17 protein-coding genes are annotated in these 15,191 nt (G+C 68.2%); 7 read left to right on the top strand and 10 right to left on the bottom strand.

What is annotated here, in order from left to right; all coding sequences use genetic code 11:
* Window positions 1-4 precede the first annotated feature (4 nt).
* The 9 genes from speB to J0X25_RS22750 all read right to left on the bottom strand — a co-directional run bounded on the left by speB (window position 5) and on the right by J0X25_RS22750 (window position 7,754).
* Window positions 5-862 (bottom strand): agmatinase, encoded by an 858-nt coding sequence (gene speB, locus J0X25_RS22710; RefSeq protein WP_207289836.1) that lies wholly within the window; start codon window positions 860-862, stop codon window positions 5-7.
* Complete coding sequence (locus J0X25_RS22715; protein WP_207289837.1) at window positions 862-1,236, bottom strand: translation initiation factor IF-5A; 375 nt, start codon at window positions 1,234-1,236, stop codon at window positions 862-864. The genes speB and J0X25_RS22715 overlap by 1 nt, the downstream gene beginning before the upstream one ends.
* Before the next feature lie 490 nt (window positions 1,237-1,726).
* Window positions 1,727-2,674, bottom strand: coding sequence for a hypothetical protein (locus J0X25_RS22720; protein ID WP_207289838.1), 948 nt, complete (start codon window positions 2,672-2,674; stop codon window positions 1,727-1,729).
* Window positions 2,675-2,758: 84 nt separating this feature from the next.
* The gene (locus J0X25_RS22725; protein ID WP_207289839.1) at window positions 2,759-3,850 is read right to left on the bottom strand and encodes an enolase-like domain-containing protein; all 1,092 of its coding nucleotides are present in this window, start codon (window positions 3,848-3,850) and stop codon (window positions 2,759-2,761) included.
* A 66-nt stretch (window positions 3,851-3,916) separates the two neighbouring features.
* Window positions 3,917-4,309 carry an HVO_A0114 family putative DNA-binding protein gene (locus J0X25_RS22730; protein WP_207289840.1) on the bottom strand — a complete coding sequence of 131 codons (393 nt, stop codon included), beginning with the start codon at window positions 4,307-4,309 and terminating at the stop codon, window positions 3,917-3,919.
* A 25-nt stretch (window positions 4,310-4,334) separates the two neighbouring features.
* Complete coding sequence (locus J0X25_RS22735; protein WP_207289841.1) at window positions 4,335-4,631, bottom strand: toxin-antitoxin system TumE family protein; 297 nt, start codon at window positions 4,629-4,631, stop codon at window positions 4,335-4,337.
* Window positions 4,632-4,745: 114 nt separating this feature from the next.
* Window positions 4,746-6,392, bottom strand: a complete 1,647-nt coding sequence (locus J0X25_RS22740; protein WP_207289842.1) for an ABC1 kinase family protein — start codon at window positions 6,390-6,392, stop codon at window positions 4,746-4,748.
* A 76-nt stretch (window positions 6,393-6,468) separates the two neighbouring features.
* Window positions 6,469-6,831, bottom strand: coding sequence for an Hsp20/alpha crystallin family protein (locus J0X25_RS22745; RefSeq protein WP_207289843.1), 363 nt, complete (start codon window positions 6,829-6,831; stop codon window positions 6,469-6,471).
* 95 nt (window positions 6,832-6,926) lie between these two features.
* Window positions 6,927-7,754 (bottom strand): E3 ubiquitin--protein ligase, encoded by an 828-nt coding sequence (locus J0X25_RS22750; RefSeq protein WP_207289844.1) that lies wholly within the window; start codon window positions 7,752-7,754, stop codon window positions 6,927-6,929.
* Window positions 7,755-7,962: 208 nt separating this feature from the next.
* On the opposite strand from J0X25_RS22750, the gene J0X25_RS22755 reads away from it, so the two are divergent.
* Window positions 7,963-9,291 (top strand): molybdopterin molybdotransferase MoeA, encoded by a 1,329-nt coding sequence (locus J0X25_RS22755; protein ID WP_207289845.1) that lies wholly within the window; start codon window positions 7,963-7,965, stop codon window positions 9,289-9,291.
* Between the two features lie 54 nt (window positions 9,292-9,345).
* Entirely contained in the window at window positions 9,346-9,489 is a 144-nt protein-coding gene (locus tag J0X25_RS22760; protein WP_207289846.1) for a hypothetical protein, read from the top strand.
* A gap of 14 nt (window positions 9,490-9,503) precedes the next feature.
* Here J0X25_RS22760 and J0X25_RS22765 read toward each other — a convergent pair whose 3' ends face one another.
* Window positions 9,504-10,637: a serine hydrolase domain-containing protein gene (locus J0X25_RS22765; protein WP_207289847.1), complete on the bottom strand. Its 1,134-nt coding sequence runs from the start codon at window positions 10,635-10,637 to the stop codon at window positions 9,504-9,506.
* Window positions 10,638-11,025: 388 nt separating this feature from the next.
* On the opposite strand from J0X25_RS22765, the gene dpsA (J0X25_RS22770) reads away from it, so the two are divergent.
* The 5 genes from dpsA (J0X25_RS22770) to J0X25_RS22790 all read left to right on the top strand — a co-directional run bounded on the left by dpsA (J0X25_RS22770) (window position 11,026) and on the right by J0X25_RS22790 (window position 15,191).
* Window positions 11,026-11,574, top strand: coding sequence for a DNA starvation/stationary phase protection protein DpsA (dpsA, locus tag J0X25_RS22770; RefSeq protein WP_207289848.1), 549 nt, complete (start codon window positions 11,026-11,028; stop codon window positions 11,572-11,574).
* Between the two features lie 13 nt (window positions 11,575-11,587).
* Window positions 11,588-12,169, top strand: coding sequence for a DNA starvation/stationary phase protection protein DpsA (gene dpsA / locus J0X25_RS22775; protein ID WP_207289849.1), 582 nt, complete (start codon window positions 11,588-11,590; stop codon window positions 12,167-12,169).
* The gene (gene dpsA, locus J0X25_RS22780; RefSeq protein ID WP_207289850.1) at window positions 12,166-12,735 is read left to right on the top strand and encodes a DNA starvation/stationary phase protection protein DpsA; all 570 of its coding nucleotides are present in this window, start codon (window positions 12,166-12,168) and stop codon (window positions 12,733-12,735) included. Before dpsA (J0X25_RS22775) ends, dpsA (J0X25_RS22780) begins: the two co-directional genes overlap by 4 nt.
* Before the next feature lie 371 nt (window positions 12,736-13,106).
* On the top strand, window positions 13,107-13,415 hold the full coding sequence (locus J0X25_RS22785) for an Hsp20/alpha crystallin family protein (RefSeq protein WP_207289851.1): 309 nt from the start codon (window positions 13,107-13,109) through the stop codon (window positions 13,413-13,415).
* 258 nt (window positions 13,416-13,673) lie between these two features.
* Window positions 13,674-15,191, top strand: a complete 1,518-nt coding sequence (locus J0X25_RS22790; RefSeq protein ID WP_207289852.1) for a hypothetical protein — start codon at window positions 13,674-13,676, stop codon at window positions 15,189-15,191.

Below are 15,191 nucleotides of genomic sequence, written 5' to 3' on the forward strand. Positions count from 1 at the left end.
GCCGCTACCGACCGTAGCGGTCGTCGGCGTGCGAGAAGACGAACTCGCGAACCAGCTTGGCCGCCAGCGCGGCGCTCTGGCCGTCGTCGCGGTCGTTGACCTCGACCACGTCGAAGCCGCCCGCGTAGGGGGCGACCTCGCGGACGACGGTTCGGAGTTCGCGGGGCTCGAGGCCGAACGGCTCCATGGTGCCCGTTCCGGGCGCGTAGGCGGGATCGGCGGCGTCGATATCGACGCTCAGGTAGGTCTTCCGCCCCGCGATCACGTCGACGAGCGACCGGTTCCCGACCGCTTCGGGCGGGACGACCGTCACGTCGCGCCGTTGCGCTCGGTCCCACTCCACCTCGCTCCCGGTCCGGGCGCTGAGCACGACGACCTCCTCGACGCCGGCTTCCTCGAGGATCCGCCGGGTGACGGAGGCGTGCGAGAGTCTGTTCCCGTCGTAGGCCTCGTACAGATCGAGGTGGGCGTCCAGCACGACGACGACCTCGGGTTCGACCGCGCGCACGCCCGCGAGCGAGACGGTGTGTTCGCCGCCCAGCGTCAGCGGGACGGCGTCGTCCCAGACGACACCGCGGAGGGTGCCCTCGAGGTACTCGAGGTACTCCTTGGCGTCGTCCCACGCGCGCACGTCGCCGTGGTCCTCGACCGCGAGGTCCGAGAAGAACTGGTCCGTCCGGTGGTCGTAGTCGTCGAACGGTTCGGCAAAAGAGCGGATCCGTCGGGGACCGAATCGGGTCCCCGGCTGAAAGGTCGTCGACACGTCCAGGGGCGCACCGACGACCACGAAGTTCGCGCCGCCACGGTCGGATTCGGCCGCCGTGGCGCTCCCCTCGCGTCCGTCGGTCGCCCCGGGAAACATCAGACGATCTTCCGCTGGTCTTCCATCTCGAGGTACTCGATGTTCTCGTCGGGGGAGACGTCCGCGTCGCCGGGGATGCGCATCGTAATCGTCTCGTAGGTCTCTAAGTCCATGACCTGCATGTCGTCGCCGTCGACGGAGACGACCTGTCCCTGTTTGCGCTCGATGATCGGGACCCAGATCTTCGCGTCGACCGGCTGGGAGAGCGAGCGCTTCTTCCCGTCGAAGACGCCCTCGGCCTCGACGCGTGCCTTCGCGCTCCCGTGCTTGCCGGGTTTCGCCGTCGAGTAAGCGTTGATCTTACACGGCGTGTCGTCGATCATCACGTAGCTCCCTTCCTGGAGGTCGCGAACTTCGGTCTGCTGTTTCGCCATGTCCCGGCGTAATCAACCGACGGCCATAAACCGTTTGGAACGCACTCCGGCGCACGTTCAGGGTGCTAACAGGGTTCGAACGGTCGAACTGTTGGCTATCGATGTCCGTCCGATCGAGGGCAGACCGGAGACGAGCGCGCGGCCGGTCGGGCGAAATCGTCACCTGCCCGGACGAAAAACGGACGCCCGAGGAGCGCCAGTTCCGTCGCTACCGGCGTCCTCCTCCTCGGTGCCCCCGTCGTCGTTTTCGCCGCCGCGATCGCCCTGTTCGCCGCACGGAGGCGACCGCGATCCGCGGAGCGACCCGAACTCGCACGAGCGCTCGAGGAGCGACTCGCCGACGCGCTTCCGGCGGGTCGCGGAACCCACCTCGAGAAGCCGCCGACCGCTCGACGGGTCGCGGTCGACCGTCGCCGGGACGTCGGTCGTGCGGCGGACGATCCGAGTCGCCGGCCGCGCCGTGGAATCGGTGCGAGACCGAGAGCGAGGTCTAGCGAAGGCCGATCCACGACAGGTAGGCGGGGAGAAACACCAGCAGACAGGCGACGCCGCCGAGCAGGTAGCCGACGGCGCAGCGCTCGAGGCGCCGGCGCACGGCCGATCGATCGCCGGACGTGAGTTGCGGCTCGAGCGCGCCGTCGTCTCGGATCCGCCCGTCCGCGTCGGCGTCGCCGACGACGGTGACGGCGTCGCCGGGTGCGATAACGCCCTCGTTGAACCGGTGTTTCGAGCCGCCGACGTCGGTGTCCGCCGCGGACGCGAGTCGGCCGGGAGCCGGCGCATCCGACGGTTGGGTCCGGGACTCCGAGAGCGGAACGTCGACGTGAGCGATATCGGGATCGATCGTCACCGCTCGGGCGTCGTCGGAGGTCGCGGTATCGTCGTCCGCAGCATCGTCGGTGGCGGGTTCGATGCGGATCGGAACGCCGCCCGACCCCGATCGCGCTGTCGTCCACCCGGCACTCCCGTACCGTTCGTACCCCTCTATCGTCCACGCCCAGCAGACGGCCGTCCGCTCGAACACCGGACTCGGTTCCGGTTCGGTCTCCGCAAGCGGCACCGCTCGTCCGGTCGCGACCGTTTCGCCCGGCGGGTCGGTCCAGCCGGTTCGAACGCGGAGCGCGCGCCGGCCGACGTGAATACCGCCGACGATTCCGACGGCGCCGACCGTGGTCCCGGCGACGAGCAGCAGTCCCCACCCCCAGACGGCGCGGAACTCCCCGCGGCCCCCCGGGGGGTCGTACGGCGGGTCGCCGACAGCGGCCAACAGAACGCAGCCCACGAGGGCCATCGTCCACGCCGTAACGGCCGGCCGCAGCGGCACGCGGAACCGCCGGCGGGCGTTTCGCCGGCGGTGCTCGCTGTACAGCGGCGCCACGGCGAAGACGACGACGTGAAACACCACCAGAATCGTCACGAGCGCTCGGACTTCGCTCATCGATGTCGGGCCTGTTTCGGTCGCGCCACCATCAATATTCCCGCCGCGCGCCGGTCGAACAACCGTCCGGCGCGCGATGCTCGCCTACGACCACCGGAATCCGTCGGGCTCGGCCGGCGGCTCGAACGGGCTCGCCGGCAATCCATCGGCGACCTCGGGATCGTTGTACGCGCCCGGCGCGACGTCGTTGGGCGAGTCGCGGTAGAACAGGGCCGCGAGCGTCTGGATCTGCCCGCGGCCGACGCCGAGTTCGAACTGGCCGCCGCCGTAGCAACTGATTCCGCGCTCCTCGCAGTCGGCGAGCGTCTCGAGCAGCGACTCGAGCGAGCCGAACCGGGACGGTTTGATATTGAGCCAGTCGGGCTCCCAGGGGAGCGACTCGACGTCCTCGAGGCCGTGGATGGGGGCATCCCACGACACCCGGCTTCGCACGTCGGCGTCCTCGAACAGCGGTCGCGTCTCGTCGGTCAGCGCGGGGTCCTCGATCACGCCGTTGGGGAAGCCCTCGAGCACCCGTCGGTAGAGGTCGGGGTCGGCCGGAACGTCGACGTCGGTCCCCTCGTAGCGGCCCTTCAGGTCGAGGATTCGGATCGCATCGGCACCGACCGCGTCGTCGATGGCCGCCACGAGGTCGTCGTCCCACGCGGGGATCGGGTCCAGTTTGAACTCGAGGTCGGGAACCCGCTCTCGCAGGGCCTCGAGGCGGTCGGTCGTCGGCGGTTCGCCGAGGCGGGTGCTGGCGACGAACCGAACCGGATCGAGCGAACGGTCGACCGCGCTCGCGAGGTCCGTGTCGGCCTGCCGGAGCGCGAGGTCCAGCGCCGCGCTCTCGAGGCCCCAGCGCCGGTAGTTGCGAAACTCCCCGCGGTCGGGCGCGCCCGCCGGGAACAGGTCGACCGACTCGAGGTGCGCGGAGAAGGAGTCGATCGTGTACTCGCCGGTCAGGTCCGGCAACCCGGTCTCGGCCAGCGCGTCGTGCTCGGCGGTCTCGTAGGTGACGTCCTCGCCGCGGCCGACGGCGCGCTCGTCGCCGATCCGTCCGCCGTCCGGACCGGGACCCGAGAGCGCGAACTCCGTCGTGACGCGCGTGAACTCGCTCGAGGTCTCGCGCTCGAGGCGGTCGGTCGAGACCTCGTCGATCGTCACCGGCAGGTCGGCGATCCGTTCGTACTCCATACTGCTTCCTCGAGGGCCAGCGAAAAGAACGTTTGACTTCCCTCAACTGGAGTATATTTCGAGCGATCACGCTCGTGCGGTGTCCGGCGAATGACGGCCGATCGGAATGTCGACGTCGATCTCGTCGTACCAGACGACCGGGCGCTTCGCGCGGCCATCCTGCTCGAGTTCCACGAGACCGTAGTCGGCCAGTTCGGTCACGTTCTGGGTGACCTCTGGCGGGTGACGGCCGACGACCCGCGCGAGTTCGCGGATGCTGCTCGGGTCGTGGGTGGCGATGGCCTCGAGCAGTTCGAGATTCGTCGGCCGGAAGAGCCGACCGAACGTCTCGAGATCCTCGACCGAGAGCGTCGACGGCTCCGGGTCGACGTCCTCGCCGGCGTCGAGCGCGACGAGCGTGTCCTCGAGGTCGCTGCGGTCAGATTCGGAATCGATTATGACGTGGAGTGTTCGAGTCATGATTGCTGTCATTCGGGGGTGGACGTTACCAGTCAGCGCGTTTATCGAACGGAAGTGCTGCACGCCACGTTCGATACAACACCTGTAACCCGGGATAGTCGGTTTCGAGCGTTTTCGAGCCGAGATGGAATTCGTGAATACCGTGGTGATTATCAAATCTGATGATCGGATCTTCGGCCCCGGCCTCTCCGTAGTGAAACGCGTACTTGATTCCGTTTGGAAACGTTTCCGACTCGGGCACCGCGAGAACGCGAACGCGGGCAACGGTGCCGTCCGCATAGGCTTCGATCTCGTCGCGGACGACGCTGACGTCATCGCTCATCCCCGATCGTTAGGATGGACCCTAACAGAATAAGTGTTAGGGTAAACCCTAACATCTGGGGAGAGCAAACAACCGTTCGGTCGACAGCCGGCCAGCGAGAAAACCACCGTCCCCCTACTCCTCGCCGCGGCGCTGGCGCATGTTCTGTCGCGTGAACTGCGGCTGGGTCCCGATCCCCTTGCGCTCGCGGAACGATCGGTAGAGCTGGATCATCATGACGAGCGAGAAGACGGCCGCGACGATCGACCCCTCGGGCGCCTCGAGCGCGTAGAGGACGCCCATCGAGAACAGCGACATGGTGAGGAGCATGCCGTAGACCAGTCGTTTGGCGAGTTTGGCGAAGACGTCCTCCTCGTCCTCGACGCCGATGCGGACGAAGAGGTCGTCGCGGTCGAGTCGGTCGAGGGCACGCTCGGTCTTGGGCGCCAGCCGGGTCAGCGACTCCCCGGATCGCCGGATCTGTCTGCCCGTCTCCCGGGCGTACTGCCGGATCGACTCCTCGCGGTACCCCTCCTCGGTGAGGTAGTCGGTCGCGGTCGAGATGAAGTCGAAGTCGGGCTCGAGGGTGACGCAGACCCCTTCCACGACGGTCGCGACCCGAAGGACCAGCGCGAGGTTCTTGGGGAGTCGGAACGGGAAGACGTAGATGGAATCCTCGATCTGGCCGACGATCTGGTTGATCCGGTACTGCTCGACGGACTCCCCGCGAGCGTCCTGGATGGCGATCTCCATCACCTCGGCCATCACGCCCCGATCGGCGTCCGGGGAGAGCGTGCCGATCTCGACCAGGGCGTCGAGGATGCCGTCGATGTCCTGGTTGGCGACGGCGACGTAGAACTCGATGATCTTCTCCTGGACGAACGGCTCGACCCGACCCGACATCCCGAAGTCGTAGAAGACGATCCGTCCGTCGTCGGTCACCGCGAGATTGCCCGGGTGGGGATCGGCGTGGAAGACCCCGTCGTCCATGATCATCTGGAGGTACGCCCGCTCGAGGTTCTCCGCGATTCGCGTCCGATCGATCCCCTTGCGCTCGAGTTCCTCGAGGTCGTTGATCTTCGTCCCTTCGACGTACTCCATGGTGAGCACGCGGCGTCCGGAGTGGCTCTCGACGACGTCGGGGATGACGAAGCGGTCGTCGTCGGCGAAGTTGCCCCGGATCTCCCGGAGCATCTCGGCCTCGCGCTCGTAGTCCATCTCCTCGCGGATGGTCTTCGCGAACTCGTCGGCCAGGTTCTCGAGCGAGAACGCTCGGGAGTCGTCGACGAAGTACAGCAGGATCGGCAGCGACCACTTGATCACCCGCAGGTCGGCGGCGACCAGTTCCTCGATGTTCGGTCGGCGGATCTTCACCGCGACCTCGCGGCTCCCGGCGTCCGCGCGCCCCCACTGGGACTCGGCGGTCGCCGGATCGACGCGCGCCCGGTACACCTGTCCGAGGCTCGCGCCGCTGATCGCCTCGGTGTCGAACTCGGCGAAGCTGTCGTCGAGGGGGCCGATCTCGTCCTCGAGCACCGCCCGCGCGTCGGCCCAGTCGGCCGGCGGCACCTCGTCTTGCAGCGCTGAGAGGACGTCGATGTACGCCGGGGGTAACACGTCCGGCCGGGTCGAGAGCAACTGCCCGAGTTTGATGAACGTCGGCCCCAGCGTCAACAGCGACTCGAGGAGGACCTCGGCGCGGTGACGGTGGGTCTCGGCGTCGACCCGTCGAGGGGAGCCGAACAGCAGAAAGCGGTGTCGGTCGCGGGCGAAGGCGAGCAACAGCGGGAGGAACTGCCACGCGACGAGGACGAACCGCTTGTACGCGCGGAGGGAGACCAGCCTGTGTCACCTCGTGTTAGTCGCCGTCCTCGTCGACGACGTCGATCGTCGTCTCCGTCTCCGTGGTCTTGGGCAGCGTCAACTCGAGGACGCCGCGTTCGACCGTCGCGTCCGCCTCGGAGCCCATCGCGTCCGCGGGCACGGGGAGGTCGACGTTCAGAAACAGCGTGCGGTTCTCCTCGAGGTAGTGGTAGTCGCCGGCGGGATCCTTCTCGCGGTGGGCGTCGATGGAGATCCGATCGTTCTCGACGGAGAGTTCGATCGACTCGGCGGTAACGCCGGGGACGTCGAGGACGAGCAGGTAGGCGTCGTCGCTTTCGAGCAGATCGAAGAAGACGTCCGCCGAGAGGTCCCGTAGTGCGTCACGGAGCGCTGGCATAGCTACAGGTTCGAACGCCGATACGAAAAAGGCCGCGGTAGCGGTCGATTCGAGGGGCAGTCGTCGCGGTCGCGGTGCATCGGTTCCGACGCCGTTCAAAGCGCCCACGAAACGGCGAGCCACGCGGCGAGAACGCCGACCGCGAGCGACAGGAGCCCGCTCCCGCCGGACCGAAGTCCGAGTCGCCGCTCGCTGCTGTCGGAAACGACGAACGGATCGCCGAACAGCGAGTGGCGAAGCCGAATCCAGCGGCTCTCGGCGAGCGCCGCGTCGTCGACGCCGACGGCGGCGTTGATCTGCCCCGCCGCCCGCGAGACCGTCGTATCGTAGCGGGCCGTCCCGAGGACGTGAACCGTCTCGCCGGGCTCGAGGCGGCGCTCCCGAAATCGGCGGTCCGCTCCCGTCGTGAGCTCGAACACGCGGAGGTCGACCGTGGTGTTCTGGCAGTCGACGGCGTCGGTGGCCTCGATGAACCGCGCGATCCGCTCGGGGGGCGCCGTCCCGCCGTCGACGTCGATCCGTTCGTCCGCCTCGAGGCGAAAGTCGGCCCCCGGTGGCTCGATCAGCATACTGTTCGCGCCGTCGTCGAGCAGAAACGGGACGTACCCCTCGCCGGAGTCGATCGTCCGCCAGCTCGAGCCCTTCCCGCTCGAGTCGTACTGCTCGACCTCGTACTCGTAGGCGAGACACGGGGTTCCGGTGAACGGCGCTCGAACGAGCCGACCCTCCTCGACCGGCTGGGCGGTCCCGCGGAGTTCGACCCGGCCGCCGTCGGTGGCGTCGAAGACCGAGTCCGGTTCGACCCGGAGGACGCGGTTCGCGACCCGGAGTTCGGTGAGGCCGTACCAGCAAAACGGAACGGCGACGATCGCACCCAGCGCGAGGACGGCGATCGAGACGGGTTCGAGTTGGGCCGGTGTCATCTCCCGAGCCGTTCGTAGCCGCGCCCGATATACGTACCGGCACGGACGCGGAATCGGCGGCGGCACTGGCAGCGAATCGGTGGGACACGGAGGCCGGATCGGCGGCGATACGAAGGCCGAATCGGCGGCGGTACGGACAGCGAACCGGCGAACCGCGGAAGCCGCGAGGTCCCCCACGCTTTTGGCCCCCGACGACCCGGGTTGAGGTATGGACGGAGCCGACAGCGAGCGCAGGGAGGCCGGGTTCAAGGTCCGGACCCCGGTCGACGAGGCGCGCCGGGAACTCAGGGAGGCCCTCGAGGGGCGCGACGACGCGGACCGACGTCCCGACGACGGGAGCGACGGTTCGGCCGCGACGGGAACCGAGACCATCGACGTCGAGCGGGCTGACGGCCGGGTGCTGGCCGCGCCCGTGACCGCCGCCCGGAGCGTCCCCCACTACGAGCGGGCGGCGATGGACGGCTACGCCGTCCGCGCCGCGGACACGTTCGGCGCGAGCGAGCGCTCCCCCGAAGTGCTCCGGATCGCCGAGGGGATCGGTGACGACGCCGATATCGGTCCGGAGACGACCGCACGCGTCCACACCGGCAGCGCCCTCCCCGAGGGCGCCGACGCGGTCGTGATGATCGAACGCGTCGAGGAACTCGAGTCCGTCGGCGAACTCGAGGTCGCGGACGCGGTCGCGGAGGGGGAAAACGTCGCGCCGGTCGGCGAGGACGTCGAGGAGGGTCAGCACCTCTACGACGCGGGCCACCGGCTGCGGCCGTCGGATCTGGGCCTCCTGCGGTCGGCGGGCTACGCCCGCGTCGCGGTCGCCCAGCGTCCCACGGTGGGCGTGATCCCGACCGGCGAGGAACTCGTCGCGGGTGATCCGGGGCCGGGCGAGGTGATCGAGACCAACGGCCTGACCGTCTCCCGACTCGTCGAGCGCTGGGGCGGACGCGCGACCTACCGGGACGTCGTCACCGACGACCCCGAATCGCTGCGCGTGGCGATCCAGCGCGACCTGGCGAAGGACGTCGTCGTCACCACCGGCGGCTCGAGCGTCGGCGAGCGGGACCTGCTGCCGGAGGTGATCGACGACCTGGGCGACGTGATCGTCCACGGCGTCGGACTCAAACCCGGCCACCCGGTCTGTCTCGGACTCGTCGAGGAGACGCCCGTCCTCGCCCTGCCCGGCTACCCCGTCGCCTGTATCGTCAACGCCGTCCAGTTCCTGCGGCCGGTCCTGCGCTGGCTCGAGGGGACCGAGCCCGACCCCCACCCGACCACGCACGCGCGTCTCGAGCGCAAGATCCCCAGCGAGCCCGGGACGCGAACGTTCGCGCGCGTGCGACTCGAGGACCGCGATCCCGACGACGGCGAGGCGTTTGCACCCGGCGAGCCTCGCTACGCGGCGACGCCGACCCGCGCGAGCGGTTCGGGGGTGCTCTCGAGCGTCGCGCTGGCCGACGGCTGGGTGGTCGTCGACGACGACCGCGAGGGGATCCCCGCCGGCGAGACAGTCGCGGTCGAGAACTGGGAACCGAACGCGTAAGCCACCCGTTCCGTCTCGATACTGTTTTTTACCATGACGAGTGTACACACAGTCATGGAACTGAACGAATTCCTCGAGGGGGAAACACTGACCGGCCGGCAGGCCGCGATCGTGTTCTTCGCCTTCCTGATACTCATCGTCGTGTCCGCGCTCGTCCTGATCGCGTTCAGCGACGCTTTCTACAACCTGGTCAACTAGCCGGCGTCGCCGGCTCAGTCCGATCGTAGCGCGAGTCGAACGGCGTCGGCGAGCGCGTTCACGCGGGCGACGTGCTCGTAGGAGCCGTCGCGGACCCCGTTCGTGACGTACGAGAAGCCGACGTTCTCGGCGGGATCGGCCCAGCCGACGCTGCTGCCGAGCCCGGCGTGGCCGAACACCCGTTCGGGCGAGAGCGTCCCGTAGGGTGCGACCGTCGTCCCGCCCTTCCAGAAGCCCAGCGCGAACCGGCCTTCGCGGCCGATCGTTCCGTCGGCGTCCGTCTCGGCCTGGACCCTCGTCATCCGGTCGACGGTCTCTTCCGAGAGGACGCGAGTGCCCTCGAGTTCGCCGCCGTTGGCCAGACAGGCGTAGAAGCGGGCCATGTCGCCGGCGGTCCCGATGCCGTTGGCGGCGGGGATGACCGCCCGGTGGATCTCCTCGCTGTTGAACGGCGCGGCGACCTCGGTGTGATCGCCGAGACCCTCGCCGGGGTCGCGACAGCGGTCGAACTCCTCGAAGGCGACCAGCGTCGCCACGTCGTCGTCCTCGTCGTCCCGGAGGCCGATCCCGGTGTCGTCCATCCCGAGCGGGTCGAAGACGCGCTCCGCGACGGCCTCCTCGATCGGCGTCCCCGACGCGCGGCGGACGAGTTCGCCGACCAGCCAGCCGAACGTGAGCGCGTGGTACGCGGGCGTCTCGCCCGGCGCGAAGTTCGGCTCCATCGACTCGAGGTGCTCGACGACGGCGTCCCAGTCGCCCCAGAGGTCGGGCCGGTCGTCGATCTCGCCGCGGTTGAGTCCGGCCGTGTGGCTGAGCACCTGCCGGACGGTGATTTCGGCTTTCTCCGTGCCCTCGTCTGCGAACTCCGGCCAGTGATCGACGACCCGGTCGCCGTACTCGAGTTTCCCTTCATCGACCAGCGTGTGCAGCGTGACGGCCGCGTACGGCTTCGTGCTCGAGAACAGCAGGTGACGCGTCTCCGGCGTCTCCTGTGGACCCTCGGGCGCCTCGACGCCGCCGGCGAGGTCGAGCGCCCGCTCGCCGTCGACGTAGACCGCTAACTGCGCCCCGTGGTGGAGGCCGACCTCGAGGTGACGGTCGAAGAGATCAGCGATGCGCTCCCGATCCGAATCGGCAAGTCGTGTCATACCACACGAATCCCCGGGGAGGCTTGTAATCGTTCCGCCACGAACTTTTTCCGCCTCGGGTTCGCCACGGCGAACCACTCTCTGTTCGCGGACGGAGTCCGCTCACACGACTCGAGGGACGCGGAGCGTCCCTCGCTGGGCGCAAAAACGCCCTCAGAAATCGAAGATTTCTGACGGGTCCGCGAGAGCGACGCTCTCGCGGACTTCGATGAAAAAGGCCGACTGCTCGGCCTCGGCGTCGGTGAACCGCTCGCTTCGTTCGCGGATGCTAGAAGCGTTCTATGCGTATGGATACTGATGGGACTGAATCGACGGAATGAAGTTTAGGTCCGCCGAAAATGTGTCCCACCTGAAAGGTATAAAGGTGTCGAGCGACTATCCCACTGCGATGAGTACCCAAGAGACGACCGTCCGTCAACAGGCCGGCACCGTCGACGAAAACGCGCTCCGGCTCGAGCAGGACAAAGCCGAGCAGATCGTCGAGGCGCTGAACTCCGAACTCGCGAACTCGTACGTCCTCTACCACCAGCTCAAGAAACACCACTGGGTGGTCGAAGGTGCAGAGTTCTTGCCCCTCCACGAGTTCCTCGAGGAAGCCTACGAACACGTCGAAAAGGGCGCCGACGAGATCGCCGAGCGCGCCCAGGCGCTGGGGGGCGTCCCCGTCTCCGGACCGACCAACCTCGAGGAGCGCGCCACCGTCGAATTCGAGGGCGAAGACGTCTACGACGTCCGCACGATGTTCGAGAACGACCTCGAGATGTACGGCGACATCGTCGAGTCGATGCGCGGCAGCATCGAACTCGCCGAGAACCTCGGCGATCACGCGACCGGCGAACTGCTGCGCGAGATCCTCGTCACGCTCGAGGAAGACGGCCACCACTTCGAACACTACCTCGAAGACGACACGCTCGTCCTCGAAGAGGCCACTCACTGAACGGGTGACCTGAATGGCACAGAAACAAGGGCGCCTCGTTCGGGAGCCCGAGACGGGCGAGCGACGGCAAGAGTGGGGCACCATCGCGGCGAACGAACTCCGGATCGACCGCGCCGACGCCGAGGCGATCGTCGACGCCCTGAGCGTCGACCACGCCGGATCGTTCAACCTGTTCTACCTGCTTCGCAAGCATTACTGGACCGCTGCGGGGGCCGAACACGAGTCGGTCGCTGACTTCCTCGAGGACGCCTACAAGCGCGTGCGCGAGATCAACGACGACCTCGCGATTCGGATCGTCGAGCTCGGGGGGATTCCGCCAAATACGCCGTCGACGCTGCAGGAACGGGCCGACGTCCACCTCGAGGCCGAGGATCTCTACGACCTGCGGACCTCCCTGGACGGTGACCTCGAGGGGTACGCGACCCTGATCGTCAGTCTGCGCGACCACATCGCGCTCGCGGAAGAACGGGGCGATCCGGGCACGGCCGAACTGCTCCGAAACCACCTCGAAGCCCTCGAAGAAGACGCCCACGTCATCGAGCAACTACTCGAGGATGAGACGCTCGTTCGAGCGGAGGTGCTGCGGGACCGATGACGAGTACACCACACCTTCGACGCCCCGACCCGTCTCACGTCCGGCAAGAGTGGGGGACGGTAGCCGACAATGCGCTCCGTCTCGAACGGGACGTGGCTGAACGGCTGGTCACAGCCCTGAACAGCGAAATATCCGGGCTGTATATCCTCTTCAATCAGGTGCGCAAGCATTACTGGCTCGCCGAAGGGGCCGAATTGGAGCCACTCAGAGAGTTCCTCGAAGATGCTGCCGACCGGCTCACGGAGATGACCGACGACATCGCCATTCGGATCACCGCGCTCGGCGGCGTTCCGGCCTGTGGGCCGATGGGTATCCGCCAGCACGCGCCGATAGTCATCGAAGACGCCCACCACTACGATATCCGCTCGTCGCTCGAGCGTGACCTCGACGGGTACGCGACGCTCGCGGTGCAGTGGCGTGAGCATATCGAACTGGCGGACCGGGTCGGCGATAGGGCGACGAACGAACTCCTGCGCCGCCATCTGAAGACACTCGAGGAGGACGCGCACGTCCTCGATCGATACCTCGCCGACGAGACGCTCGTGCTGCGCGACGCGACCCGCTGACTCGTTTAGTTCGCACACGCAGTTGCCGTTCAGTACAGACTGAGAACATACCACGCTCGGCTGACGAACCCGCATGCGGTGGCGCGCGCTGTCGGAGGACCGAGCGACAGCGAGGGGCTCCGGCGGAATTGCGCGAGGGATGAGCGAGCGCAGCGAGCGAGTCGGCTGGGGAGGGCGTGGCGAATCACCGTTGCCACGATAGCAGGACGCTTCGCTTCATCCGTCGCTCCAATCGAAGCGCCGTTCCATTCGTACTATGGACTGAACGCGCGGCCGCCCCTCAAGCGCCGACGCCACGCCTGAGGCACACCTTATCAAAGGGCCAGCAGTACACGCGGCAACGTTTGGGTCTGGAGTCGAACCGTCGTCCTATGTCCGCGTTCGGTGGCGCCGAAACGACCACGTTCCCCTTCCCGACTCGAGTGCTGTCCGACCGTGTCGACGACTGCGTCCGAGTCGTCGTCGACGTCTCGCCCGCCGCAGTCGACGATCTCACCGTCGAAGCGGGGACGACTCGAGTCCGGATCGAGATCGATCGCGACGGCGAGCGCTACGCGCGCGTCTTCTCGCCGCTGCCGTCGCTCCCCCCGCGGCGGGGGTTCGGCGACGACCGCAGCGCCGTCTACAACAACGGCGTCCTGACGGTCTCGCTCGAGACGACGCGCCGCCGCCGGCGCTAAGCGGTCGCTCCGCCTCTGTCACCGGTATCTCGAGGTTCTCGTTTGAACGAGTCGCCGACTGGACGCAGGCCGACGACCGGACGAAACTCGTGTTGCTCGAGGGCGATCACGGGTTCTGATCGGTCGACGTCGGTCCCGTCGCTCGGATTCGTCGTGCGCGTGCCTGCACTACCCTTTTGGCCACCAGTCCGATAGGTTCGACTCGAGCCGACGGAACGAACGCCGATCGACACGCGAACGACTCACCGACACGGCCCAATGTCATCACAGGACGCTCGTCTCGAGTCCGGCGGCTTCGTCCCCTTCTATCGCTCCTACACGAAGACGTGGATCCACGCCGTCGCGACGGCCGGACTGACGGCGTTCGGGACGCTAACCATCGTCCACCGCTGGTTCGCCGCGCTGGCGCTGGCGTCGTACGTCGTCCCGCCAGTCGTGCTCTACCTGCGCCACGGGCGAACCGACGGTCGATCGGTCCCGGATCGCGACGCACCCGAACCCGAACGCCGCGACGCGGACCCGGCAGTCGAACCCGGACGCGACACGTCGATACCGGAACGGACCGCATCGGAACCGGAGCCGGAGCCCCGACGCGCCGAATCGAAACCGGACGCGGAACGGGCCACATCCCACGAGACGGACGAACTCGAGACGGCCGACTCGAGCGACGAGACCGCCAAAGCGGTCGCCGGCGAGCGCGCGTCTCCGCGGGCGGAACGGCCATCCCGTGGGGATCCAGAGGCGAAGACAGAGCCGGAACCAGCGGCCGAGGTCGGGACAGAGCCGAACGCGCCGGAGGGGCCCACCGCGGAGCGGGAGTCCGACCCGGAGCCAACCGCGGAGCCGCAATCCGAACCGGAGCCTCCCGCGTGGCACGCCGTCGACGCGCCCACAGCGGCGACGCTGCGCGACGTCGTCCTCACCGAACCGAACGACACCGACGGCTCGAGCGCCGGCTACGCCGTCGGTGACGGCGGGGTCGTCCTCGCCGGCGACGGCGACGAGTGGACGGTCGTCCTCGAGGACGGGCCCGCAGCGGGACGTAACGACCTCCACGGCGTCGACGCGACGGCGGACGGCGAGGCGGTCTGGGTCGCGGGCGACAGCGGCGCGCTGGGCCGGATCGACGCCGAGACGGGCCGGCACACCGACTACACCGCGCCGGAGGACATCACCGATAACTGGCTCGGCGTCGCCGTCGGCGGCGCGAGCGGCGCGGAGACGGTGCTCCTGATCGACGGCTCCGGCGCCGTGCTCCGCGGCGAGTATCGCGCCGACGGGACCGACGGCCCCGGCCTCGAGTGGACCGGGCCCGAGAAACCCGGCAGCGGCTCGAGTCTCTCCGGCGTCGCGCTCGCGGACGACGCGGTGGGGTACTGCTGTGACACCAACGACGGCGTCTTCGAGACGAACGACGGCGGGGAGTCGTTCGAACGCGTGGGACTCGAGGGTGCCGACGGGACGCTCACCGACGTCGCGACGGGCGGACGGGACGACTGTCTGGTGAGCGCGGACGACGGCGTCGTCCACCGCTACGACGGCGGTTCGACGTGGACGCCCGAGCGGGTCGCCGACGAAGCCCTGCCCGGCATCGATCGCCACGAGGGCCGGACGGTCGCGTGCGCGTCCGACGGTGCGGTTCACGTGCGCGAGGGAGCGGCCGCCGACTGGGAGCGAACCGATACGGGCGCGTCAGCCGGACTGCTGGCCGTCTCGCTGGGAATCGGTGGGATCGCCGCGGTCGGCGAGGACGGCACCGTCGTCGTTCGAAGTTGA

This window comes from Haloterrigena alkaliphila (assembly GCF_017352155.2).
In the GTDB taxonomy this organism is placed as follows: domain Archaea; phylum Halobacteriota; class Halobacteria; order Halobacteriales; family Natrialbaceae; genus Haloterrigena; species Haloterrigena alkaliphila.